This is a genomic window from Streptomyces sp. NBC_01465, assembly GCF_036227325.1.
Lineage (GTDB): Bacteria > Actinomycetota > Actinomycetes > Streptomycetales > Streptomycetaceae > Streptomyces.
The window spans coordinates 6,476,971-6,501,668 of record NZ_CP109467.1 but is presented as its reverse complement, the minus strand read 5'-3'; the positions used below and the strand labels follow the sequence as shown (position 1 = coordinate 6,501,668).

The 24,698-nt window shown below is 69.4% G+C and carries 21 protein-coding genes; 4 read left to right on the top strand and 17 right to left on the bottom strand.

What is annotated here, in order from left to right; all coding sequences use genetic code 11:
* Nucleotides 1-13: 13 nt before the first annotated feature.
* Both OG707_RS30630 and OG707_RS30625 read right to left on the bottom strand, forming a co-directional pair.
* A complete protein-coding gene (locus OG707_RS30630) occupies nt 14-1,429 on the bottom strand; it encodes an extracellular solute-binding protein (protein ID WP_329124004.1) in 1,416 nt (471 codons plus the stop codon).
* A 124-nt stretch (nt 1,430-1,553) separates the two neighbouring features.
* The gene (locus OG707_RS30625; protein WP_329124002.1) at nt 1,554-2,573 is read right to left on the bottom strand and encodes a LacI family DNA-binding transcriptional regulator; all 1,020 of its coding nucleotides are present in this window, start codon (nt 2,571-2,573) and stop codon (nt 1,554-1,556) included.
* A gap of 89 nt (nt 2,574-2,662) precedes the next feature.
* Here OG707_RS30625 and OG707_RS30620 point away from each other — a divergent pair, with 89 nt between their 5' ends.
* Both OG707_RS30620 and OG707_RS30615 read left to right on the top strand, forming a co-directional pair.
* A complete protein-coding gene (locus OG707_RS30620) occupies nt 2,663-4,297 on the top strand; it encodes a sensor histidine kinase (RefSeq protein ID WP_329124000.1) in 1,635 nt (544 codons plus the stop codon).
* Entirely contained in the window at nt 4,294-4,971 is a 678-nt protein-coding gene (locus OG707_RS30615; RefSeq protein ID WP_329123998.1) for a DUF7342 family protein, read from the top strand. Before OG707_RS30620 ends, OG707_RS30615 begins: the two co-directional genes overlap by 4 nt.
* A 9-nt stretch (nt 4,972-4,980) precedes the next feature.
* On the opposite strand, the gene OG707_RS30610 is transcribed toward OG707_RS30615, so the two are convergent.
* From OG707_RS30610 to OG707_RS30600, 3 genes are read right to left on the bottom strand one after another with little or no spacing between them, the layout of a single operon-like run.
* Entirely contained in the window at nt 4,981-6,033 is a 1,053-nt protein-coding gene (locus tag OG707_RS30610; RefSeq protein ID WP_329123995.1) for an ABC transporter substrate-binding protein, read from the bottom strand.
* A 58-nt stretch (nt 6,034-6,091) separates the two neighbouring features.
* Entirely contained in the window at nt 6,092-6,982 is an 891-nt protein-coding gene (locus tag OG707_RS30605) for an ABC transporter permease (protein ID WP_443071422.1), read from the bottom strand.
* Entirely contained in the window at nt 6,954-7,778 is an 825-nt protein-coding gene (locus OG707_RS30600) for an ABC transporter ATP-binding protein (RefSeq protein WP_329123993.1), read from the bottom strand. Before OG707_RS30600 ends, OG707_RS30605 begins: the two co-directional genes overlap by 29 nt.
* A gap of 144 nt (nt 7,779-7,922) precedes the next feature.
* Between OG707_RS30600 and OG707_RS30595 the strand changes: the two genes are divergently transcribed.
* Complete coding sequence (locus tag OG707_RS30595; RefSeq protein WP_329123990.1) at nt 7,923-8,645, top strand: response regulator; 723 nt, start codon at nt 7,923-7,925, stop codon at nt 8,643-8,645.
* Here the strand turns inward: OG707_RS30595 and OG707_RS30590 are convergent.
* From OG707_RS30590 to OG707_RS30565, 6 genes are all read right to left on the bottom strand, one after another.
* Complete coding sequence (locus OG707_RS30590; protein WP_329123988.1) at nt 8,619-10,211, bottom strand: solute symporter family protein; 1,593 nt, start codon at nt 10,209-10,211, stop codon at nt 8,619-8,621. The two genes, OG707_RS30595 and OG707_RS30590, sit on opposite strands and share 27 nt — an antisense overlap.
* Nucleotides 10,208-10,684 (bottom strand): DUF485 domain-containing protein, encoded by a 477-nt coding sequence (locus OG707_RS30585; RefSeq protein ID WP_329123986.1) that lies wholly within the window; start codon nt 10,682-10,684, stop codon nt 10,208-10,210. Before OG707_RS30585 ends, OG707_RS30590 begins: the two co-directional genes overlap by 4 nt.
* 109 nt (nt 10,685-10,793) lie before the next feature.
* Nucleotides 10,794-11,465 carry a response regulator transcription factor gene (locus OG707_RS30580; RefSeq protein ID WP_329123984.1) on the bottom strand — a complete coding sequence of 224 codons (672 nt, stop codon included), beginning with the start codon at nt 11,463-11,465 and terminating at the stop codon, nt 10,794-10,796.
* On the bottom strand, nt 11,462-12,619 hold the full coding sequence (locus OG707_RS30575; RefSeq protein WP_329123982.1) for a sensor histidine kinase: 1,158 nt from the start codon (nt 12,617-12,619) through the stop codon (nt 11,462-11,464). Before OG707_RS30575 ends, OG707_RS30580 begins: the two co-directional genes overlap by 4 nt.
* Nucleotides 12,616-13,131: a DUF1453 domain-containing protein gene (locus tag OG707_RS30570; RefSeq protein ID WP_329123980.1), complete on the bottom strand. Its 516-nt coding sequence runs from the start codon at nt 13,129-13,131 to the stop codon at nt 12,616-12,618. The genes OG707_RS30575 and OG707_RS30570 overlap by 4 nt, the downstream gene beginning before the upstream one ends.
* 123 nt (nt 13,132-13,254) lie before the next feature.
* On the bottom strand, nt 13,255-15,345 hold the full coding sequence (locus OG707_RS30565; protein ID WP_329123978.1) for a DNA gyrase/topoisomerase IV subunit B: 2,091 nt from the start codon (nt 15,343-15,345) through the stop codon (nt 13,255-13,257).
* A gap of 434 nt (nt 15,346-15,779) precedes the next feature.
* On the opposite strand from OG707_RS30565, the gene OG707_RS30560 reads away from it, so the two are divergent.
* Nucleotides 15,780-16,010 carry a DUF7455 domain-containing protein gene (locus OG707_RS30560; RefSeq protein WP_329123976.1) on the top strand — a complete coding sequence of 77 codons (231 nt, stop codon included), beginning with the start codon at nt 15,780-15,782 and terminating at the stop codon, nt 16,008-16,010.
* Between the two features lie 112 nt (nt 16,011-16,122).
* Here the strand turns inward: OG707_RS30560 and OG707_RS30555 are convergent, their stop codons facing one another.
* The 6 genes from OG707_RS30555 to OG707_RS30530 form a co-directional block, all read right to left on the bottom strand.
* A complete protein-coding gene (locus OG707_RS30555) occupies nt 16,123-16,953 on the bottom strand; it encodes a S1 family peptidase (RefSeq protein ID WP_329123974.1) in 831 nt (276 codons plus the stop codon).
* Nucleotides 16,954-17,088: 135 nt separating this feature from the next.
* On the bottom strand, nt 17,089-18,630 hold the full coding sequence (locus OG707_RS30550; RefSeq protein WP_329123972.1) for an RNA polymerase sigma factor: 1,542 nt from the start codon (nt 18,628-18,630) through the stop codon (nt 17,089-17,091).
* Nucleotides 18,631-18,958: 328 nt separating this feature from the next.
* Nucleotides 18,959-19,846 (bottom strand): FadR/GntR family transcriptional regulator, encoded by an 888-nt coding sequence (locus tag OG707_RS30545; RefSeq protein ID WP_329123971.1) that lies wholly within the window; start codon nt 19,844-19,846, stop codon nt 18,959-18,961.
* A gap of 160 nt (nt 19,847-20,006) precedes the next feature.
* Entirely contained in the window at nt 20,007-21,731 is a 1,725-nt protein-coding gene (locus OG707_RS30540) for an ATP-binding cassette domain-containing protein (protein ID WP_329123968.1), read from the bottom strand.
* A gap of 72 nt (nt 21,732-21,803) precedes the next feature.
* On the bottom strand, nt 21,804-22,568 hold the full coding sequence (locus OG707_RS30535; RefSeq protein ID WP_329123966.1) for an NUDIX hydrolase: 765 nt from the start codon (nt 22,566-22,568) through the stop codon (nt 21,804-21,806).
* 83 nt (nt 22,569-22,651) lie between these two features.
* Nucleotides 22,652-24,679 (bottom strand): glycogen debranching N-terminal domain-containing protein, encoded by a 2,028-nt coding sequence (locus OG707_RS30530; RefSeq protein ID WP_329123964.1) that lies wholly within the window; start codon nt 24,677-24,679, stop codon nt 22,652-22,654.
* Nucleotides 24,680-24,698 lie beyond the last annotated feature (19 nt).

The window sequence follows — 24,698 nt, the reverse complement described above, 5'->3', positions numbered from 1 at the left end:
TCCCGTACGCCAGTTACTGGTTGGCCAGAATCTGGTTGACCTGGGTCTCGGCGGTGGAGAGCAGCTTGCCCGCGTCCGCGTTCTTGTTGGTCAGGACGCCCGACATCACGTTGTCCAGGACCTTGTAGATCTCCTGGGCCTTGACCGGCTCGGCCTTGCCGACGATCGGGTTGTCCAGGAAGGGACGGAAGTTCTCGACCGGCATGGTCGCGTTGTCCGTACGGGACGTGAGGTCCGTGGCCTTGGTGGCACCGGTCCAGAAGTTGGGCTGCGGCAGACCGACGGGGAGCTGGTCGCCCTTGGAGCGCGCCCAGTCGAACTGGCCCTTGCCGGGGGTGAGCGTCTTGAAGCTCAGCCAGGCGATGGCGGCCTTGATCTGGTCCGGGGAGAGCCCCTTCTTGATCATGTAGTCGTTGCCGCCGAAGAGCGTGGCCTTGCCGCCGGGGATCGGTCCCATGCCGAAGTTCTCGTACTTGGCGCCGAGTTGCTGGACCATGTACGTGATGTCGTCGGGGGCGGCGAGGAACATGCCGAGCTTGTCGGTGCTGATCTGCTTCTGCAGATCACCCCACTTCAGCAGCTGGGTCTTGCCCATGCTGTCGTCGTCCCACCGCATGGCCTTCAGGTTGCTCACGACCTGCTTGCCGAGGTCGTTGTTGAACGCGGCCTTCTTGCCGTCGGGGGAGACGATGTCGCCGCCGAGGCCGTACATGGTCGCGGTGAAGTGCCAGCCACCCTGGTTGGTCGCGCTGTACTCGCCGTAGCCGGAGATCCCATTGCCGAGCTTGGCGATGGCCTTGGCCGCGGTGCGCACCTCGGCCCAGGTGGTCGGCGGCTTGTTCGGGTCGAGGCCGGCCTGCTGGAAGAGCTTGCGGTTGATGAGCAGGCCCATGGTGTAGTTGCTGGTGGGCAGCCCGTAGAGCTTGCCGTCCTTCTTGAGGACGTTCAGCACGTTGGGGTCGATCGACGGCAGGGCCGGGACGGTCTTGTCGGTGACGTACGCACTGATGTCCGCGGCGCCGTCGTTGTCCAGGACCTGCTGCAGGTCGGTGAAGTACGTGTAGAAGACGTCCGGCTGCGACTTGCCCTTGAGCGCCGCGGTGAAGCGGGTGGGCTCCTCGCACTGGCCGGTCGTCGACTTACCGTTGATCGTCACGTTCGGGTACTTCTGGTTGAACGTCTTGATGTCCTCCTTCCACTGCCGCAGTTCGGCGGCCTTGGCGGCGGGAGGCATGCAGTCCATGGTCAGTGTGACCTTGGTCTTCGGGTCGAGCGGAGCGGTCGGGTCGGAACTGCCGCCACCTGATCCCTTGCTCCCGGTGTCGCTGCTGCTGGTGCCGCAGGCTGCGAGAGCGGTCAGAGCAAGCGCGGAGACGAGGGCGGCCGCGGCAGTGCGGCGGTGGGCTGGGCGGAACCAGGTGCTTCTCATCGGTGGTCCCCTTGTGGGCAGGAGCGCGGGAAGCCCACAGCAGCTCGCTGTGTGGCGGCGCACACTCAACCACCGACATCACATGACCGCAAGATGTCGCGCAGATTCCGCAAATAGTTGACAGCTAATGGGTTCTGTCGCGCGGCGCTTGCGCGGTCGAGCCGCGGACCACCAGTTCGGGTTCGAAGAGCAGCTCGTCGGAGGGGACCGCACGCCCCGCGATCTGCACGGACAGCAGTTCCACGGCGGCCCGCCCCATGGCCTCGATGGGCTGGCGGACGGTGGTCAGCGGGGGCTCCGTGCAGTTCATGAAAGCCGAGTCGTCGTATCCGACGATCGACACGTCTCCGGGTACGGACAGGCCCCGGCGGCGTGCCGCACGCACCGCCCCGAGGGCGAGGGGGTCGCTCGCGCAGATGAACCCGGTGACACCCTGGTCGAGCAGCCGGGCGGCGGCGGCCTGACCGCCTTCGAGCGAGAACATCGCCCGTACGATCCGCTCGTCCGGCACCTCACCGCCCAGCTCGCCGGCGATCCTCCGGGCGGCGGCGAGCTTGCGCTGCGAGGGCATGTGGTCGCTGGGGCCGAGGACGAGTCCGATGCGTTCGTGGCCCAGGGAGGCGAGGTGCCGCCAGGCCTGCTCCACGGCGACGGAGTCGTCGCAGGAGACGCAGGGGAAGCCGAGGTGGTCGATGGCCGCGTTGATCAGTACGACGGGGATCTTGCGGTCGGCGAGCACCTTGTAGTGGTCGTGCGGGGCGTCCGCCTGCGCGTAGAGCCCGCCGGCAAAGACCACGCCGGAAACCTGCTGTTCGAGGAGGAGTTCGACGTAGTCTGCCTCCGAGACCCCGCCCTTGGTCTGCGTGCAGAGCACGGGCGTGAGCCCCTGTTGGGCGAGGGCGCCGCCCACGACCTCGGCGAACGCCGGGAAAATGGGGTTCTGCAGCTCGGGCAGGACCAGGCCGACCAGCCTGGCCCGCTCGCCCCGCAGTTGGGTGGGGCGTTCGTAACCCAGTACGTCGAGGGCCGAGAGGACGGCCTGGCGGGTGGCCTCGGAGACCCCGGGTTTGTTGTTGAGAACCCGGCTTACGGTGGCCTCGCTGACCCCGACCTTCCGAGCTACGTGCGCAAGTCGTCGCGTCATGCACGCAAGATTAGCGCAAGCAGCGCAAGTGATTTGCGTGCCCGGGGAAATTTCCGGTTGCGGCACCCCGCCCTTTACCGTCTTTGCATATGAGCACCCGGCAGCCCAGAAGGATCCGCATAGGTCTGCCGCAGCGTGTCTTCTCCCAGGTCCTGCTGATGCAGCTGGCGATCGCGGCCGGGGTCGCCGTCCTCGCCACGGGACTCTTCCTGCGGCCGCTCAGTGACCAGCTCGACGACCAGGCGATGCACCGTGCGCTCGCGATCGCGCAGACCACTGCCTCGCCGCAGCTGGCGGAGGAACTGCTCGCCACCAAGCCGAGTGCCAAGGGTCCGGTGCAGAAGGAAGCGCAGCGCATCAAGGACGCGACCGGAGCCGAGTACATCGTGGTGGTGGACCGGCACTCGATCCGCTGGTCGCATCCCACGCTCAGTGAGATCGGCCACCAGGTCTCCACCAGCGCCAAAGCCCCCCTCGCCGGCGACGACGTGATGGAGATCGACAAGGGCACACTCGCCCGCTCCGCCCGCGGCAAGACCCCGCTGCGGACCGCGGACGGAACGATCGTCGGCGCGGTCTCGGTCGGCATCGCGTACGACAGCGTGCGCACCCAACTGATCTCGGCCATTCCCGGCCTGCTGGCGTACGCAGGCGGGGCGCTCGCCATCGGCGCTCTGGCCGCCTACCTGATCTCCCGCCGTCTCCAGCGCCAGACCCACGACCTGGCCTTCTCCGACATCTCCGCACTGCTCGCCGAGCGCGAGGCGATGCTGCACGGCATCCGCGAGGGCGTCGTCGCCCTCGACATGCATGGCCGGATCCGGCTCATGAACGACGAGGCTCAGCGGCTCCTGGGCCTCGGCCCCGAGGCCACCGGGCTCCCCCTGGACGAGGCGCTCGGCGAGGGGCGTACCGCCGACGTACTGGCGGGCCGGGTCACCGGCGACGACCTCCTGACCGTACGGGGCCAGCGCGTCCTCATCACCAACCGGATGCCCACCGACGACGGAGGCGCCGTCGCGACCCTCCGCGACCGCACGGAACTGGAGCAGCTGGGCCGCGAACTGGACTCCACGCGCGGTCTGATCGATGCCCTGCGCGCCCAGGACCACGAGCACGCCAACCGGCTGCACACCCTGCTCGGCCTCCTCGAACTCGAGATGCACGAGGAGGCGGCGGACTTCGTGACCGAGGTGGTCGGCGTGCACCGGGCCACCGCCGAGCAGGTCACCGAGAAGATCCACGACCCGCTGCTCGCCGCCCTGCTGGTGGGCAAGGCCACCGTCGCCGCCGAGCGCGGCGTCTCGCTGCGCATCGCGACCGGTTCGCTGCTGCCCGACCGTCTGGTCGACCCGCGCGGTCTGGTGACGATCGTCGGCAATCTGGTGGACAACGCGCTGGACGCGGCGTCCGGTTCTCTCTCCGCCCAGGTCGAGATCGCGCTGCACACCGAGGGCCGTACGGCCGTGCTCCGGGTCAGCGACAGCGGACCCGGGATCCCCTCGGAGGAGCGTGAGGTGATCTTCACGGAGGGCTGGACGACCAAGAAGCTTCCGGCGCACGGCAAGCGCGGCCTCGGGCTCGCGATGGTGCGCCGGTTCGCCGAGCGGCAGGGCGGCAGCGCGCGGGCCGGGGAGAGCGCGGAGGGCGGAGCCGTGTTCACCGTCGTACTCCCCGAAGCACTGACCGAACCCGGCCTCGCCCCGGCAGGAGAGAAGCTGTGATCGACGTACTGGTGGTGGACGACGACGTCCGGGTCGCGCAGATCAATGCGGCCTATGTGGCCAAGGTGGCGGGCTTCCGGGTGAGTGCGACGGCGCACTCGGCGGCGCAGGCGCTCGACAGTGTCGCCGCGCATCCGGTCGATCTGGTGCTGCTCGACCACTATCTGCCGGACGAGAACGGCCTGTCGGTCGTACGGGAGCTGCGCAGCAGGGGCCTCCACCTCGACGTGATCATGGTGACGGCGGCGCGCGACATCGCGACCGTACAGGCGGCGCAGCGGCACGGCGCGCTCCAGTACCTGGTCAAGCCCTTCAACTTCGCCGGTCTTCGCACCAAGCTGGAGGCCTACGCAGCGCTTCGCCGCACCCTGGACGGGGGCGGCGAAGCGGAGCAGGCGGAGGTGGACCGGATCTTCGGGGCGCTGTCGGCGGCGAGCTCGTCCGAACTCCCCAAGGGGCACTCGCCGACCACCGCGGAACTGGTGCGCCAGGTGCTCCTCGGCGCCGAACTCCCGCTCTCCGCCCAGGAGATCGCGGAGCGGTCGGGGGTCAGCAGGCAGACGGCCCAGCGCTATCTGAAGCTGCTCGAGCGCACGGGCCGGGTGCGGCTCAGTCTCAAGTACGGGGAGACCGGCCGCCCCGAGCACCGCTACGCGTGGGTCGCGAGCCTGTGAACCGCCGTGTCAGTGCGCGTTCTTGGCGAACTCCGTCGTGTACGTCTTCGCCAGGTCGATCTTCGCGTTCTTGATGTTCGGGTTGAAGGCCTTCAGGACGCGCTCGACGGTCTCCGGACCATTGGCCGGCATCACCCCGTCCGTGGTGAACATGGGCAGCGTGCTCTTGACCGACTCGGTGTAGAGCTTCTGGTTCCCCGCCGCGTAGTCCGCCGGCATCTTGGCGGCGATCTCCTCCGGGGAGTGCGTGGACATCCACTTGAGCGTCTTGACGAAGGCGTTGACCAGCTTCTGCACGCTCTCCTTGTGGCTGTCGACCCAGGAGCTCTGCATGTAGAGGCTGGAGGAGGGGTACGGACCGCCGAAGGCCTCCTGCGAGCCCGCGGGGGTGCGCATGTCGACCAGGACGCGGCCGAGCTTCTTGTCCAGGATCTGGGCGACGGTGGGGTCCGTCGTCATGCCGGCCTGGATGGAGCCCTTCTGCAGGGCGGCGATGAAGGTGGGGCCCGCGCCGACGGCGACCCGGGTGAAGTCACTGGAGTCCACGCCGTTCTTGACGCCGAGGTACTGGCTCAGGAAGTCGGTGGAGGAGCCGATTCCGGTGATGCCGACGTGCTTGCCCTTGAAGTCCTTCGGGGAGGTGATGTCCTCGGCCTTGTTCGAGACGATCTCGACTTCGCCGGGAGCGTGCGAGAACTGCACCACGGACTCGACGGACTTGCCCTTGGTCTGCAGGTCGAGCGTGTGGTCGTAGAAGCCGACGGCGCCCTGGACCTGACCCGAAACGAGCGCCGTCTCGGCCTGCACGCCCGCCGGCTCCGTCAGCAGCTCGACGTTGATGCCCTCGTCCCGGAAGAAACCGAGCTGCTGGGTGAGCATCGCCGGCATGTAGATGACCTTGTCCAGGCCACCCACCATGATCTTGACCGACTCACCCTCGACCTTGCCCGCGGGCTTGCCGGAGCCCGAGGAGGTGGAGGCGTCGTCGGCGCAGGCGGTCAGCGTGGAGAGGGCGAGCACACCGGCGACGGCAAGCGCCGGGATCTTGAGGGAACTGCGCATGATTCACACGTCCTTGTGAGTACCGGGGGAAAAGTGCTGCGGCAAAGGGGAAACGGGGTCAGCGGTCGGCGCCGTGGCCCGCCGGCTTCCACTTGAAGAGACGGCGCTCGACCAGGGTCAGCAGCCCCTCGGCGACCAGGGCGACCACGGCGAGGATGGCCATCGCCGCGTAGACACCGGCCGGGTTGAAGTTGCCCTGGGCCGCGGCGACGAGGAGGCCGACCCCCTTGGAGGCGCCGATGTACTCGCCGACGATGGCGCCGATCAGGGCGAAGCCGAAGCTGATGTGCAGGCTGGTGAAGATCCACGTGGTCGCGGAGGGGACGACGACCTGCAGCGTCACCTTGCGGTTGCTCGCACCGAGGATGCGCGCGTTGTCGACCAGGTTGCGGTCCACCTCGCGGGCGCCCTGGAAGGCGTTGAAGAAGACCGGGAAGAAGACCAGCACGATGGCCGAGGCGATCTTCGACTCCGGGCCGAGGCCGAACCAGATGACGAAGATCGGCGCCAGGGCGATCCGGGGGATGGCGTTGAGGACCTTGACGTACGGACCCAGCACATCGGCGAGGAACGCGATCCGGCCGAGGACGATGCCGAGGACCACACCGGCGATGACGCCGATGATCCAGCCCATGAAGGCCTCGTAGAGCGTGGTGGCGATCTGCTCGCCCAGCGAACCCTGCGCGGTGCCGTGCAGGACCCAGGTGCTGATCTGGTCCCAGACCTTCGAGGGCATCGAGAAGTTGAACGGGTCGATGACCTTGGTGCGGGCGAGCACCTCCCACAGGCCGAGCAGGACGACCAGCAGCAGCAGCCGGCTGCCCAGGACCAGGCCCTTGCGGCGGCGCGCGGCCCTGGCGCGGGAGTTCTTGCGCTCCTCGGCGCTCGTCGCGGCGGCGGGTGCGATGCCGGCCTTGGTCTCAGGCTGCGTTGTCGACACGGGCGGCACCCCTCTCGCGCGTGATGCGGACCTCTTCGCCGAGCGAGGACCAGATCTCGCGGTAGATCTCGACGAACCGGGGCTCGAGCCGTACTTCCTCGACCTTCCGCGGCCGGGGCAGATCGATGGTGAAGATCTCCTTCACCGTGGCCGGACCGGCCGTCATGACGACCACCCGGTCGGCGAGGGCGATGGACTCCTCCAGGTCGTGCGTCACGAAGACCACCGACGAGCCGGTGCCCGCCCACAGTTCGAGGAGCTCGTCCGACATCAGCGCGCGGGTCTGCACGTCGAGCGCGGAGAACGGCTCGTCCATGAGCAGGATCTCGGGGTCGTTCACAAAGGTCTGTGCGAGTGCGACGCGTTTGCGCTGGCCGCCGGAGAGCTGGTGCGGATAGCGGTCCTCGAAGGCCGAGAGGCCTACGCGGGCGAGCCATTCCCGGGCCCGTTCCCTGGCCTCGGCCTTGGGGACTCCGCGGAAGCGCGGCCCCGCCATCACATTGGACAGGACGGTCCGCCAGGGGAAGGTGGCGTCCTGCTGGAAGACGAATCCGACCTTGTCGCCGATTCCGGAGACCGGCTCGCCGGCGACCAGCACCTCGCCGGCGGTGGGCTCCTCAAGCCCGCTCACCAGTGTCAGGGTGGTTGATTTGCCGCAGCCGGTGGGACCCACCACGGCGACGAACTCGCCGCGGGCCACGGTCAGATCCAGATCCCGTACGGCGGTGTGGAGCGCCCCGGACGGCGTACGGAACGCTTTGCCTGCGCCCCGCAGCTCGATGGCGGGGCTCGTGTCTGTGCTCATGGAGCGGGACCGTAGATGTGGCACGCAGCACAACGGCAGCCTTGTGGGCGCAAGGCCGTCTTCTGCTTGCAAAACACTGTTGTGCTCGTTTTGCTCGCGCTACAACTACGTGGTCGCAACAAACGGTTCACACAGGGAGGTCGAATGATCGACGTGCTGGTGGTCGACGACGACTTCCGTGTTGCTGAGATCAACGCGGCGTACGTGGGAAAGGTTCCCGGCTTCCGGGTCGCCGCCCGCGCGCACAGCGCCGGCCAGGCGATGGCCACCCTCGAGCGCGAACACATCGATCTGGTGCTGCTCGACCACTACCTGCCGGACGAGACCGGACTCTCGCTGGTACGGCGCATGCGCCAGCAGGGCCACCACACCGACGTGATCATGGTGACCGCTGCCAGTGATGTGACGACCGTGCAGGCCGCCATGCGCCATGGCGCCCTGCACTACCTGGTCAAACCGTTCACCTTTGCCGGACTCCGCTCCCGGCTGGACAGTTACGCCGCCCTGCGCCGCACCGTGGACCGGGTCGGCTGCAGCGGGGAGGCCGCCGGCCAGGAGCAGGTCGACCGGATCTTCAGCGCCCTGCGCACCGCTGGGCCCGCCGCGTCCGCAGGCCTTCCCGCTGGTCATTCCGTACCGACGTCCGAGCTGATCCGCGAGGTGCTGACCGGGACCCCTCAGCCGCTGTCGGCCCACGAGGTGGCCGCGCGGACGGGGCTGAGCCGGTCCACCGCCCAGCGTTATCTGCGCCAACTGGAGCAAACCGGACGGCTCCGGCTCAGCCTCAAGTACGGGGACACCGGCCGCCCGGAGCACCGTTACGTCTGGGCCGTGCCGGGGTCAGACGGCGCCGGCACCGGTCAGTGACCGTACTTCCGTCTCCGCGTGCCGGGCAGCGTCCGGGGGCTCGGACGAGGTGACCGTACCGAGCCAGCCCGCGAGGAAGCCGAGCGGGATGGAGACCAGACCGGGGTTCTCCAGCGGGAAGAACTGGAAGTCCACGCCGGGGAAGAGGGATGCGGGGCTGCCGGAGACGACGGGCGACAGCAGCACCAGCACGATGGCGGGGATCAGGCCTCCGTAGACCGACCAGACCGCACCGCGGGTGGTGAAGTTCCGCCAGAACAGCGAGTAGAGCAGCACGGGCAGATTTGCGGATGCGGCGACCGCGAAGGCGAGTCCCACCAGGAAGGCTACGTTCATGTCCTTCGCCAGCAGTCCCAGCGCGATGGCGACCGCACCAATACCGGCCGCCGCGACCCGGGCCACGGCGACTTCGCTGTGCTGCTTGGCGTGACGGCGCCTGAGCGAGGCGTACAGGTCGTGGGCGACGGAGGCCGAGGAGGCCAGCGTGATCCCCGCGACGACGGCGAGGATGGTCGCGAAGGCAATCGCCGCCACTACGGCGAACAGAACCGTTCCGCCTGTTGACCCTGCTCCCCCGCCCAGGTCCAGGGCGAGCAGCGGAACCGCTGTGTTCCCCGCGGCATTCGACTTCCGTACGGCATCGGAACCCACCAGGGCGGCGGCGCCGAAGCCGAGCACGATCGTCATCAGGTAGAAGCCGCCGATGAGCCCGATGGACCAGACGACCGAGCGGCGGGCGGCCCGGGCGGTGGGCACGGTGTAGAAGCGCGACAGGATGTGCGGCAGCCCTGCCGTGCCGAGGACGAGCGCGAGGCCGAGGCTGATGAAGTCGAAGCGCGCGGTCCAGTCCCCGCCGTACTTGAGGCCGGGTGCGAGGAATTTCGTGCCGTGGCCGCTGCGGTCCGCGGCGGTGTTGAGCAGTTGGTTGAAGTTCCCGTGGAATCGCACCAGTACGAGCACGGTGAGCGCGATCGCACCCGCCATCAGCAGTACGGCCTTGACGATCTGGATCCAGGTGGTGGCCCGCATCCCGCCCAGCGTCACATAGACGACCATGAGCGCGCCCACGCCGATCACCGCGAGCACCTGCGACGAGCCGCTGTCCCCGCCGAGCAGGAGCGAGACCAGGCTGCCCGCACCGACCATCTGCGCCACCAGATAGAGAACGGAGACGGTGACGGAGGAAGTTCCCGCGGCGATGCGCACGGGTCGCTCGCTCATCCGGGACGCGACGACGTCGGCGAGGGTGAACCGGCCGCAGTTACGGACCAGTTCGGCCACCAGGAGCAGCACGACCAGCCAGGCGACGAGGAATCCGACGGAGTAGAGCATGCCGTCGTAGCCGAAGAGGGCGATCAGTCCGGAGATGCCGAGGAAGGAGGCGGCCGACATGTAGTCGCCCGCGATGGCGAAACCGTTCTCCATGGGGGAGAACAGCCGTCCGCCCGCGTAGAACTCCTCGGCGGAACCGTGCCGGTTGCGGCTCACCCAGGTGGTGATGGCGAGCGTCGCCGCGATGAATGCGCTGAACAGCAGCAGCGCCAGAGTCTGGTGGTCGCCGCTCACCTGGTGATCCCCCGCGTCAATTCCTGTGTGTCCCAACGGAGATCGAGCGCCGCCCGGTCCCTGCGCAGTCGCGCGTGCCGTGCGTAGGCCCAGGTCAGCAGGAAGGTGGTGAGGAACTGGCCGAGCCCCGCGACCATCGCGACATTCACCGCCCCCGCTACCGGGCGGGCCATGAATCCGGGGGCCGTCGTGGCGGTGACGACGTAGGCCACGTACCAGGCGAGAAAGGCCAGCGCCGCGGGCACGACGAACCTGCGGTAGCGGCTGCGCACTTCCTGGAAGGCGGCGCTGGACTGCACTTCGAGATAGATGTCGGCCGCGCTGCGGCCCGGTTCGGATGACTTCTGCGCCGGTACCGCCGCGGGGATGCCGCTGCCGGCCTCGTGCAACTCCCCCCAGCCGGAAGCCAACGCGTCGTACCAGGGGTCGTCGAGCCGCACCTCAGCGGACTCGCGCCCTACGTCCTTCTCCACCGAACATCCTCTCCCTGTACGCGGACCGCTGCGGCGGCCGCGTGCCCCAGGATGGGGACAACAGGAAGATCCCGGGCGGTTCTGGGGCCCTCTTCACCCCATTAGGTGACTAGGTCAGGGATGTACCAGGAGGCTGTGCAAGGCCCCGTTGGTAGGCGTATCGCACGGCCTGTGCGCGATCGCGCACTCCGGTCTTGGCGAAGAGGTTGTTGATGTGCGTCTTCACCGTGGCCGTGGAGATCTGCAACGACCGGGAGATCTCCGTGTTGGAGAGCCCCTCGGCGATCAGGTTCAGGATCTCCGCCTCGCGCGCGGTGAGCCCGTCGGGCAGCTCCACCACGCCGGCCACGGGCGGCGGCGCGGCCGTGACCCGCTCCACCAACAGCCTCTGCACGCTGGGCGAAAGCCCCGCCTGCCCCGACATCACGTCCTCGATGGCCCGTACGATCTCGTCGCCCCCGGCGTCCTTGGTCAGATATCCACGCGCCCCCGCCTTCAGCGCGGGGAAGATCGAATCGTCGTCGGCGTAGGTCGTCAGCACCACGACCTGCGTGGACGGGTACCGGTCGCGGATGCGGCGGGTCGCCTCCACCCCGTCGCAGCGCGGCATCCGCAGGTCCATCAGCACCACGTCCGGGGCGTGTTCACCCACGAGTTCCACCGCCTCCTCGCCGTCCTTCGCCGCCCCGACGACCTCGATGCCGGGCAGCAGTCCGAGCAGCATCACAATGCCTTCGCGCACCACGGACTGGTCGTCGGCCACCACCACGCGCGCCGTCATGCCGGCACCCTCAGTCGCACCACGAAGCCCTCCTCGTCCGGTCCGGCGTCGAGAGTCCCACCGAGCAGCTCGGCACGCTCCCGCATTCCCAACAGACCGTAACCGGAGCCACTGACAGTGAGCTCTCCGTCGGGTTGGCGGCCCCCCGAGTCCCGTACTTCCAGGGCGACTTCGCCCGGCCCGTACGCCAGCTCCACCCGCACCCGGGCCCCCGGCGCGTGTTTGCGCACATTGGTCATCGCCTCCTGTGCCACCCGCCGCACCGCCTGAGAGGCCTCGGCCCGCAACGGCCGCCGCTCCCCCGTCACGGCGAGCTCCGCCGTGCCCACCACCTCCTGCAGGAAGTCCTCCACGGGCGTCATCTCACCGCGCAGGGCGGAGAGCGCCTGCCGGGTCTCCGCGAGCCCCTCACGCGCCATCCCGCGGGCCGCCACCACGCGCTCCAGGACCTGGTCACGGAACTCCCCCTGCGGCTCTCTCTCGATCAGCAGCCGGGCCGCCTCCAGGTGCACCAGCTGAGCGGAGAGGCTGTGCGCGAGGACGTCATGGATCTCCCTGGCTATCCGGCCCCGCTCGGCCAGCGCCGCCGTCTCCGCCTCGGCGGCCCGTGCGGCCCGCTCCTGCGCCAGCAGCCGCTGCGCACTGCCCCGCGCCTCCGCGTCCAGTCGCAGAACGTACCCGCCGAGTCCGACGCCCGCGGTGGCGGCCGCGATCGACAGCCATCCATCCGTAGTGACCAGGGCGTACGTCCCCAGGGCGAACCCGGTGCAGGGCACCGCGGCCATGAGCGGCAGCCGCTCCAGGCCGGTGACGGCGCAGCCGTACCAGAGCACCACGGCCGGGGTGTGGAACCCGGTCTGCTGCGCGGTCAGCGCCGCGCCCATCAGCAGCGCCATCAGTCCGACCGAGGGCCACAACCGGTGTTCCAGGCTGGTGCGGAAGAACGCCCAGGCGGCCACGGCACACCCCGCCAGACCGATCCCGGCCACCACCAGCCCCCAGGCCGGTGCGGTCGCTTCCGAGAAGGTGCTCCAGAGCAGTGCCGCCAGCACCACCAGCCGCACCGTACGGGAGAGCCACAGCCTGGCAGGCGTCAGCCCCTCACGGGAAAGTGCCTCCCGCGAGGGCCAGCTGGTCCAGGTACTGGTCGTCACACACGGTCCTTCCAGGCCGCCCCCGCCGGGCCGGCGGCCGCGAATCCGTAGGACGGCTGCAACCGTCCGGCCCGCCATGCCAGCACTCCCGCCCGTACGAGCAGGGAAGCCGCCAGCGCTAGCAGCAGCGCCCCGGTGCCCAGCCGTACCCCGGCCAGTGCCCCCACGCCCATCATGCCGAGCCGCACCAGCATCCCACCGACCCACACGGCGGCGGTGGCCTTTGTGCCCCTGGCCCAGACCGTGCCGTCGGCCTCGGTCCACACCCTGGTGGTCCACGCCCACGCCGCGCCCATGGCCAGGCCGACGGCCAGTTCGGCGCCTATGAGCAGGACGGACTCGGTGCGGTGGTGCACGTCGAGCAGCCCGTTCTGGCGCACCGCGAAGAAGGCGAGCACGGCGGGCATCACCCACCAGCGCCGGTCGTGGGTGATCTGCTGTGTCCTGAACTGCCGCACGATCACCAGCACCACGACGGCGGCGATCACCACGACATCGGTGAGCGTGGACATGAGGGCCTCCGGGAGACGACGAAGTTCTGTGCCTTCGAAGTTACGGAAATGCCCTGGCCAGCAGATCGGAGCAGGGGTGGATCGTGGGTGGAGCTTCTCGCTCCACCCACGGGTGGAGAACCCTCAGGCGTCGATGCGCGAGCGGTCCAGGGTCGCCGCGGAGCTGGTGATGAACTCCTTGCGCGGCGCGACCTCGTTGCCCATCAGCAGATCGAAGACCTGCTCCGCCGCGTCGAGATCACCGATGTTGATCCGCCGCAGCGTCCTGAACCGCGGATCCATCGTGGTCTCCGCCAGCTGGTCCGCGTCCATCTCGCCCAGACCCTTGTACCGCTGGATGGAGTCCTTGTAGCGGATGTTCTTGCGCTGGTACTCCAGCAGCGTCTGGCGCAGCTCGTTGTCGGAGTACGTGTAGACGTACTTGTCCTGGCCCTTCTTGGGCTGGACCAGCTCGATCCGGTGCAGCGGCGGCACGGCCGCGAAGACGCGCCCCGCCTCGACCATCGGGCGCATGTAGCGCTGGAAGAGCGTCAGCAGCAGGATCCGGATGTGCGCGCCGTCGACATCGGCGTCGACGAGCAGGACGATCTTCCCGTAGCGCGCGGCGTCGATGTCGAAGGTCCGCCCGGACCCCGCTCCTATGACCTGGATGATCGCCCCGCACTCGGCGTTCTTGAGCATGTCCGAGACGGACGCCTTCTGTACGTTGAGGATCTTTCCCCGGATCGGCAGCAGCGCCTGGAACTCGGAGTTCCGCGCGAGCTTGGCCGTACCGAGCGCGGAGTCCCCTTCGACGATGAAGAGCTCGCTGCGCTCCACGTCGTCGCTGCGGCAGTCGGCGAGCTTGGCCGGCAGCGAGGAGGACTCCAGCGCGGTCTTACGGCGCTGCGCGTCCTTGTGCTGGCGGGCCGCGATCCGCGTACGGGCTGCGGCGACGGCCTTCTCCATGACCGCCCGCGCCTGCGCCTTGTCGTCGCGCTTGGTCGAGGTCAGGAACGCCTTGAGCTCCTTGGCGACGACGTTCGAGACGATCCGGTTGGCCGCCGAGGTGCCGAGGACCTCCTTGGTCTGGCCTTCGAACTGCGGCTCGGCGAGCCGCACGGTCACGACCGCGGTGAGCCCCTCCAGGGCGTCGTCCTTGACGATGTCGTCCTCGGCGACGCGCAGCAGCTTGGCCGAGCGCAGCACCTCGTTGACGGTCTTGGTGAGGGACCGCTCGAAGCCCGTCACATGCGTGCCGCCCTTGGGGGTGGCGATGATGTTGACGAAGGACCTGACCGTGGTGTCGTAGCCGGTGCCCCAGCGCAGCGCGATGTCCACGCCGAGCTCGCGGGTGACCTCGGTGGGCGTCATGTGGCCGCGGTCGTCGAGGACCGGGACGGTCTCCTTGAAGGTGCCCGAGCCGGTCAGGCGCTGGATGTCGCAGACCGCCTTGTCCTGCGCGAGGTACTCGCAGAACTCGCTGATGCCGCCGTCGAAGCGGAAGGTTTCCTCGGTCTTGCCCTCGCCCTCGAGCCCTCGCTCGTCCCGGACGACGATGGTCAGTCCCGGCACCAGGAAGGCCGTCTGGCGGGCACGCTGGTACAGGTGCTCCAGGGAGAGCTTGGCGTCCTTGAGGAAGATCTGCCGGTCGGCCCAGTAGCGGATCCTGGTGCCGGTGCGGCCCTTGGGCACCCGCTTGCCCTTGAGGAGTCCGCTGGCCGGGTCGAAGGGGCTGTCGGGGCCCGGCTCGGTGAAGATGCCGGGCACTCCGCGCCGGAAGCTGATGGAGTGCGTCGTGTTGCGGTCGACCTCTACGTCGAGGCGGGCGGACAAGGCGTTGACGACGGAGGCGCCCACGCCGTGCAGACCGCCGGAGGCCGCGTACGAGCCGCCGCCGAACTTTCCGCCGGCGTGCAGCTTGGTCATCACGACCTCGATGCCGGAGAGGCCGGTCTTGGGCTCGGCGTCGACCGGAATGCCGCGCCCGTTGTCCCGCACCTCGACAGAGCTGTCTTCGTGGAGGATAACCTCGATGTGGTCGCAGTGCCCGCCCAGGGCCTCGTCGACGGAGTTGTCGATGATCTCCCAGAGGCAGTGCATCAGACCGCGGCTGTCGGTCGACCCGATGTACATGCCGGGCCGCTTACGGACCGCTTCCAGCCCTTCGAGGACGAGCAGGTGCCGCGCGGTGTAGTTCGAGCTGTCCCTTTGCACGGACGTATCGGCGGTCACGCAGTTCGCTCCTCGCTGAATTTACTTTGGGGCCCAGTGGGTACAGGCCGGGCGTCGGTCGCCCGTCAGAGGGTACCGAGCCCTGGTAGAGCCGTTGTTACGCCACCCTAGACAACACTGGACGCCAAACCATCACCGTACACGCGTTCGATAGCTCGTTGGAGTGAAGCGCACATCACGTTCCCTTCCAGGCATGAACCATTTAGGCTCCGGGCACGTCCTCATCAACAACCGGCGACCCCGCCGGGAGGATCAAGACAAGACAATCCACGCGAAACCGTAAAGCCACCGCAATACGGCACATTCGCCGCCAACCGGCAGCAGACAGCCACCTTGACAAAAAGTTTCGAGGAAAAGCCACGAGCGGGAACGTTTTCGGCCTGGTTGGATGTTGACCCTGGTACGACAGCTCGTCGAGCTAGAGAAGAGGCGACGTGACTACTGTTCTGACCCCCGCGAGCCCCCTGACGGCCGCCGACCGATGCGACCGTTGCGGCGCCCAGGCATACCTGCGCGTTGTCCTGGCCAGCGGCGGCGAACTGCTCTTCTGCGCCCACCACGGGCGCAAGTTCGAGCCGGAACTCAAGAAGATCGCCGCGGACATCCAGGATGAGACCGATCGGCTCACGGCCGTACCGGCCACCTCAGCCGAAGAGGAACGCTGACACCTCGCACCCACGACGAGCCAGAGGCCGGTCCTGAACCGGCCGACGGGCGGCCACCCCTGCACCACAGGGGTGGCCGCCCGTCCTCGTTCCCAGGCTGAAATGGCTTGAATCAGCCCTGTTCCCCGACCGCCGGAAGCAGCGCCGAGATCCGTGTGTAGACCCCGGGACTGGCGGCCTGCCCACAGCCGACGCCCCAGGAGACCAGCCCGATGAGCCGGCCGTGCGCCACCAGCGGCCCTCCGCTGTCGCCCTGGCACGCATCGTGACCGCCCTGGGGGTCACCGGCGCAGAGCATGCTGGCGGCCTCGTACGTCCCGTCGGCGGTCCCCGGATACGCCTCCTCGCACATCGCGTCGGGCAGCACCTGCACCCTGGTCGAGCGCAGCTCGCCCGCGTAGGTCCCGGTGCCGGTCGTATCGCCCCAGCCGTAGACGGCGGCACCCGTGCCCGGCAGATCCGCGATGTCCTCGGGTGCCGCCACCGGAAGCGTGTACGCCGCCGGGAGAGCCCGGGACAGGGTCAGTACGGCCAGGTCGTCGGCGTTGGTGAGCGGGTTGTACTCCGGATCGGCCCAGGCGGCGCTCACCGGGATCTCCTCGCCGCCCGCCCCCTTCAGCTCGTCGCGGCCCGCGATGACCTTGAGGTCGTGCACTTCGCTCAGCGGGACGCCGAGGACCTCCGTACTCAGGCAGTGGGCGGCCGTGACCACCTTGTCCGGGGCCACCACCACTCCCCCGCAGAACTGGCCCGCTCTGGTACCCCCGAACCGGTCACGGCTGGACACCGCCACGACCCAGGGATTGTCGGCGGCATGCGCCGGGGTCCCGCCGATGACGACACCGTCGGCCGCGGCGGGCACAGGAGCCGCCAGTGGGGCCGCGGCGCCCGCGGCGATCAGTGCCAGCACCCCTGTCAGCGCTCGGGCGATAGGACGACGCATACGGGCTCCTGACTCTCCGGTGAACACGCTTCACTCAGAGTCGGCCAGCCTGTCGCGGCCCGCACCCGCTCACGCCGCAGGCCCGGGTCTCGGCGAAGAGAACCCGGGCCTGCGGTGTGCTGTGCTTCGTACGGCCTAGTCGAGGTAGTCGCGCAGAACCTGCGAGCGCGACGGGTGACGCAGCTTCGACATGGTCTTGGACTCGATCTGACGGATGCGCTCACGCGTCACGCCGTAGACCTTGCCGATCTCGTCGAGCGTCTTCGGCTGGCCGTCGGTGAGGCCGAAGCGCATGGAGACCACGCCCGCCTCACGCTCGGACAGGGTGTCCAGGACCGAGTGCAGCTGCTCCTGCAGGAGCGTGAAGCTGACCGCGTCGGCCGGGACGACGGCCTCGGAGTCCTCGATGAGGTCACCGAACTCGCTGTCGCCGTCCTCACCCAGGGGGGTGTGCAGCGAGATGGGCTCACGACCGTACTTCTGGACCTCGATGACCTTCTCAGGGGTCATGTCGAGCTCCTTGGCCAGCTCCTCCGGGGTGGGCTCGCGGCCCAGGTCCTGGAGCATCTGACGCTGGACGCGCGCGAGCTTGTTGATGACCTCGACCATGTGCACCGGGATACGGATGGTGCGGGCCTGGTCGGCCATGGCGCGGGTGATCGCCTGACGGATCCACCAGGTGGCGTACGTGGAGAACTTGTAGCCCTTGGTGTAGTCGAACTTCTCGACCGCGCGGATCAGACCGAGGTTGCCCTCCTGGATGAGGTCCAGGAAGAGCATGCCGCGACCGGTGTAGCGCTTGGCCAGCGAGACCACCAGACGGAGGTTGGCCTCCAGGAGGTGGTTCTTGGCGCGGCGGCCGTCCTCGGCGATGATCTCCAGCTCGCGCTTGAGCTTCGGCGCGAGCTTGTCGGAGTTGGCCAGCTTGTCCTCGGCGAAGAGACCCGCCTCGATGCGCTTGGCGAGCTCGACTTCCTGCTCCGCGTTGAGGAGCGGGACCTTGCCGATCTGCTTCAGGTAGTCCTTGACCGGGTCGGCGGTGGCACCGGCGACGGCGACCTGCTGCGCAGGCGCGTCGTCCTCGTCGTCGTCGGAGAGAACGAAGCCCTTGGCCTCGCCGCCCTCCTCCTCTTCGCCCTCGCCGGCCTTGGCCGGAGTCTCCTCCGCCTCGTCGCCGTCGAGAGCCTCGTCGGCGTCCTTCTTGGAGGCGGTCTTCTTCGCGGTGGTCTTCTTCGCCGTCGCCTTCTTCGCGACAGTCTTCTTCGCGGCCGCCTTCTTGGCGACCGCCTTCTTGGGCTCGGTGTCGTCGGCGACGGCGTCCACGGACTCGGCGGCGGGTGCCGCAGTGGCCGCGACAGTCTTCGCCGTGACCGTCTTCGCGGCAACCGTCTTGGTGGCGGTGCGCTTGACCGGGCTCTTCGCTGCGACGCTCTTACGGGGGCGCTTGGGCGACTCCGCGGCACTGACCATCAGCGTCACACCCTCTTCCTCGAGGATCTGGTTGAGGCTGCGCAGAACGTTCTTCCACTGGGTTGGCGGAATCTGGTCAGCCTCGAAGGCCCGGCGCACGTCGTCGCCTGCGATCTGCCCATCAGCCTTTCCCCGCTCGATGAGCGCCATGACAGACTCGGACTCGGCGATCTCCGGCGGGAGAGTACGGGATGTGCTGGCCGACACGAACAACCTCTCGGAACGATGGAAACGGCTTCCGGCTCCGCCCCTGATGGGGCCGGAACCGACGACCGCCGGCTGGGGATGTACCGACGGCGCGGGCTGAACCTCGGAGTTCTACAGCGCCACGTACGGCTGCTGCATTCCCTCCTCGACTGTCGCCTCTTAAGTCATCGCGCTGTTTCAAGGAGTGTTACGCCCAATCTGCGTGGCCCGAGTCACACCTCATTTGCGACGTAAACGACAAGTGCGGGCGTTCACCCACAAGCGTGTCGCCGGACCCCGAAGGATCCGGCGACACAGGGTCCGTATGTACGCGCAGGCTCTCGCCCGGTCAGTGCTCTCGCGGAGCGGGAACCACCCGCTCCACCTCCGGGTGGACGGTGAGCAGTTGACGCATGGCGGACTCGGCGCCCTGGGGGTCGGCCGCCGCGACGGCATCCGCGATCCGGGCGTGGTGCGAGAGGGAGATCTCCGTGGGCCTGTCGCAACCGGTGATGGGACCGCCGGAGACCTGGAGCGCCGCCGAGACGATGCCCGAGAGGTGCTCCAGCATGCGGTTGCTCGCGAGCTGGATGAGCAGCGAGTGGAACTCGGCATCGGCGCGGGAGAACGTGATCGAGTCACCCTGGGCAAGGGCGTGGCCCATGATCTCCACCATGTCCGCTAGCCGCTGCGACACGTCCTCGCGGCCGTGCCCGGCCGCGAGGCGGGCGGCGAGCGGCTCGATCGTCCAGCGCAGCTCGGCCAGCTCACGGCGCTGGTCGTCGCGCTGCGGGCCGAAGGCGCGCCATTCGATGATGTCGGGGTCCAGCAGGTTCCAGTCACTGACCGGGCGGACCCGGGTGCCGACATTGGGGCGCGCGCTGACCAGGCCCTTGGCCTCGAGCACACGCAGTGATTCGCGTACGACCGTGCGGGAGACCTCGAATCGCTGGCCGATCTCCTCGGGGACGAGCGGGCGGTCGGCGCCGAGATCGCCGGAGACGATCATCTGTCCGAGCTGCTGGACGAGTTGGCCGTGCAGCCCGCGGCCGCGGCTGCCTGCGGCGCGTCGGCCGACCCGGCCGAGCTCCGCATCGGCCCCGCCCCAGGAGGGGGGACCGACACGGTCGGCGCCGGGCGCCTCCGCGTAGGGGTAACGGTCGAGTTCGCCCGGACCCGCCAGTCCGGACTCGGCAGAACGGGCGGCGGTCATCATGGAGTGCGCAAGGGTAGTCACGCATCCTTTGTCGGCGTGGCTCCTGCGCCCCTTGAGGTCTTTGGTGAAAAGCACACGAAAGGGTGATCGCCGCCCCCCTCGCAATTGACGCCTTATCGGAAAGAAGCGGGCTGCTTCAAAGGAGTTGTGTGCAGGTCGGAGCCGATGCGCAGGAAGACGGTCACCAACGGGCCCTGCCGCGAAGGCCGGTGAACAGATATGCGCAGAGAAGGCCCGAGAGTGACAGCGCCAGCGCCGCACCGACGGGCTCGGCGAGGAGTCGCAACAGACCTGTCAGCCAACGGTCGCTCTGGTAGGGCCAGGAGATCCAGGGCAGTTCGCGCAGCCTGCCCGGAAGTCCCTCGACGGTGCGTGCGGACGGTCCGGCGAACACCTTCTGCAGAAGCGGAACGACCAGTACGGGTACGGCCAGAACCGCCGCGAGCCCGGCCGACGTACTCCTGAAGACCCCGGCAGCCAGCAGCCCGGCCCAGGAGCAGCCGACCACGAGGGCGCCCCAACTCACGCACAGCATCGGCCAGTCCGTCGGTACGGCCGCCAAGTCGCCTCCGTACACGGTCCGGAGAACCTGGGCATCGGTCACGACCGCCAGCGCCGCGAGGATCAGCGCGGCGGTGGCGGAGACGCCGAGTTTGGCCGCGAGGAGTCCGAGGCGGCGGGGAACCGTGCCACGGCCCGCCGCGAGTGCGGGGTAGCGGAACTCGTCGCCGAAGGCGAGGGCGCCGAGCAGCCCCGCCCCGAAGGCCGCGGGCGGCAGCGGGAGATACCGGGGCCAGGCCGCCAACAGACGGGGAGGCGGAGTGTGGCCGGTGCGGGCGAGGAGCAGGGAGATGACCGCCGACGTGACGAGAACGGCGGCCGCGATCAGGGGTGTTGTCCTGACGCCGAGCAGGCGGCGGAGTTCGTAGCGGACCGGTCGGAGCGGTCCGCGGGCCGGGTGCCGGGCGAGCGGCGGAGCGGCGCTCTCGGCGCGGGCCTCGGGGGCGGCGGGGGCTTCGGTGGCGCGGGGAGCGGGTGCCGGACCGGTTTCGTCGGCGAGCTGATGGAGGAGGACACCGTGCCGGAAGGCGGTGTCACCGATCTCGGCGCAACTGCTCCCGTAGACGGACAGGAGACTGCCGCCCTCGGGAACGACCTCGACGGAGCGCCGGGCCTCGCGGGATTCGCGGGCGATGAGTGCGCCGAGCCGGGTGGTGTGCGGGGTACGGACGGCGACGCGCGGACGGAGCCGGGTACGGGCGAACTCCGCCGCGTCCTGGTCGGCGACCAGCCTCCCCGCATCGATGGTGACGATCCGGTCCGCGGTACGGGCTGCCTCCTTGGGGTCTCTGGTGGTGTAGAGAACGGTGCCGCCCTGGGCGGCGTGGCCGCGCAGCAGTCCATGCAGCCAGCTGTTCTCGCGCGGCGAGAGTCCTTCGGCGGGCGCGTCGAGAAGGAGGGTGTGGGGGTCCGCCAGCAGGGCGACGGCAAGGCCGAGCCTGCGGTCCATGCCGAGGGAGAGCGTGCCGATGCGCTGGCCGCCGAGGCCTGCCAGGCCGACGACTTCGAGCAGGTCGTCGGCGCGGGAAGCGGGCACCCCGGCGGCGGCGCAGAGCATCCGGAGCTGGCCGCGGGCAGTGCGGGCGGGGTGTCCCGGAACATCGCCGAGGAGGGTTCCGACCTCGCGTGCCGGGTTGGCGATGCGGTGCAGCGGGCGGCCCCTGAAACAAGTGACACCGCGGCCCGGTTCGAGTTCGAGCATCAGCCGCAGGGCAGTTGTCTTCCCCGAATCCGGGTCGCCGAGCAGCGCCGTAACCTGTCCGGATCCGGCCTCGAAGGTCAGATCGTCCACGGCGGGCGCGAGGTCCCGGCGGGGGGTGCTGGTCAGTCCGATGGCCTGGAGCATCGCATCTCTTCGGCGGCAGGTGTGGGTACCGCAGCAAGATAACGCGATATTTAGGACTTTTTGCGCACCGGCTCAGACTTCGGGACGGAGCATCGGGGGATTCAGCAGCGTCGCACCTCCGGCTCGGAACAGCTGTGCGGGTCGGCCGCCCTGCCGAGTGGTGGTACCGCCCGAAGGGACGAGGAAGCCGGGCGTACCCGTCACCTTGCGGTGGAAATTGCGGGGGTCGAGGGCCACGCCCCATACGGCCTCGTAGACCCGGCGCAGCTCGCCCACCGTGAACTCCTGCGGGCAGAAGGCGGTGGCGAGCGAAGAGTATTCGATCTTGGACCGGGCGCGTTCCACACCGTCCGCGAGAATCTGGGCGTGGTCGAAGGCGAGCGGAGCCGGCAGCTCGCCCTCCCGCCCGGCGTCACTCTCGTGATGGAGCAGGGTCTCCACGGGAGCCCAGCGCGCGCTGTTCGCATCACCGCCCGCCCGGGGCGCCGGCAGGTCGGGGGCGAGGGCGAGATGAGCCACGCTGACGACCCTCATCCGGGGGTCGCGCTTGGGGTCGCCGTAGGTGCCCAACTGCTCGAGGTGGGCGCCGTTGTCCGGGGCCGGCGCCTCGGGGTCGTGCGCGCGCAGCCCGGTCTCCTCGCCGAGTTCCCGTGCTGCCGCCGCCCCGAGGTCCTCGTCCGCCCTGACGAAGCCGCCGGGAAGCGCCCACCTGCCCTGGAACGGCGACTCCCCCCGGCGTACGACCAGTGCGCAGAGCGCATGACGTCGCACGGTCAACACGACCAGATCGACGGTGACGGCGAAGGGCGGAAAGGCCGACGGGTCGTAGGGCGACATGGGGCGATCATAGTCGTCTCCCTGACGATAAGCACGCCCCTTGTCATCCACAATGCTCTCCACTCGTACGTCGCCCACCCGCCTCACACCCCCAGCTGCAACCCGCCCGCAGCCTCCTCCACCATCCCGAGGCCGAGCCTGCTGACCCTGACGGTGAAGGGCTCCCCCGCCACGCGCAGTCCCGAGAGCCTGATGGCGCCGAGCGGCGCGCAACTCACCGGATGCAGCGCGACCGTACCGGCAGGAGCATCGGGGCGGATACCTGCGAGCGTGGTGAGCAGCTGAATTCCGGCTGCGGCGGCCACCGCGGCCGGCCGGCAGGCGGCGGGGTGAGGCAGCGGTACCCCGGACCCGGTGCGCTGTTCTCCCGCGTACATCTCGGGCAGCCGATGGCCGAAAGCATCGGCTGCGTCGAGAACGCCGCGCAGCAGGGAACTCGCCTCCCTCTCGTATCCGGCCGCCGCCAGGCCCGCGACGGCCACCGCGCTCTCGTGCACCCGTACCGCACCGCCCCGGTGACCGAACGGGTTGTACCCCGGCTCCTTGGTCCCGAGGCTGCGCAGACCCCAGCCGGAGTCCATCGCCGGGCCACCGAGCAACCGGGCCAGTTGCTCGGTCTGCACCTTGTCCAGCAGACCCTGGGCGACCCGGCCGGCCCCCAGCAGACCGGTGTCCAGCAGATGGGCGACGCCCGAACCCAAGTGCGCCACAAGCTGCCCTTCCGTTGTACGGGCGACCGCGGGCCGGCCGCCCCCACGGTCCTCGACCCAGAAGTCCGCCTGGAACCTGCGCCGCAGCGCGCCGGCCCACTCGCGCCAGGCATCACTTCCCGGACGGCCGCACTCCTGCAGGAGTTCGGCCCCCAGGAGCGCGGCTCGGTGGGCGTGCGCCTGTGTCTCGCTGCGGCAGAACCCACCGGGCCCGGCGTCCGGGAGCAGCCCGTCCTCCCCTGCGGCGGTGCGCAGCCAGTTCATCGCACGCTCCGCTGCGGGAAGCAGCTCCGCCACCTCCTGTTCCGGCATCCCCCAACGGCGCGCCTCCGCCAGGAGGGTGGGGAGAAGGAGGGTCGCCTCCATGCCCGAACACGCCGGCGGCAGATGCGGCCCCGAGTCCCTGAGCGGTCCCGGGACGCGCCCCGTATCCGGTCCAGGGCCCGGGAGTTGGGTACGGGCGAGCGTGCGCAGCACGGAGGCGGCGAGCCGCGTACCCAGCGGCAGTGTCATCCGCGCGGCCCAGATCATCTCGGCGGGTGCGAATCCACAGCGCCAGGGCACCCCGGCCACGGGATACATGTCCGCCGGGTGGCGGGGGTCGCGCACCAGCAGGGCGCGCAGGTCGTCCAGCGCGGCGGCGAGCAGGGACGGTGCGCGGGGGTCGTCGCCCTCCGCCTGTGCGGGAGAGAGCGGATGGCTGCCCGAATGGGCCGGTGGCCGGGACGGACGGTCGCTGCGGATCCTCAGCTCGATGGAGCGGGAGCCTCCGGGCTCCAGTTCCATCTCCCAGCAGAGCAGCCCCGCGGAAGCCAGCGCGTCCTCGGGCGACGGGTCGGCGGTGACGACGGTCTGGGCCGTCGCCGTGGCCCAGCGCATCCCCGAATCATGGACGCTGGCGGACAGTTCGGGCCCTGCCCGGCCGGCGGCGACAGCTCCCAGATCGGCGAGGTCGGTGCCCAGCGCGATCTCCACGGACAGCCGCAGCGCACGCCCGGCCGCACTGTGCAGGGTGATCCGCTCGGTCCCGTCCGCGGATCGCATGCGTTCGACACTGATCTCGGGATCGGGCCCGCTGTCGGCGGCCGTACGGACGACGGAGAGGAATCTGGCACGGCCGGCCGAGACCAGCCGGCCCTGCAGGGCGACCGGCTCGCGTCCGGCGATGCGCAGTTGGCAGCGGGAGAGCAGCCGACGGCCCGACTGGTAGAAGCCCTCCAGACCCTGCCCCGTGAGCTGTCCGTCCTGTGCCGAGATCGCAAGTCCGGGCAGGGCGACGCAGATCAACGCGGCGTGGACCGGCGGCAGTTCTCCCGGCCGCCGCGCAGCTGAGGAGCCGGCACCGGATGCCGGGGCGCGAGCGCCGGCTCCACGGGGTCGGGAGGGGACGGTCAGGGCCATGGTCTGCCTTCTCTGCAGG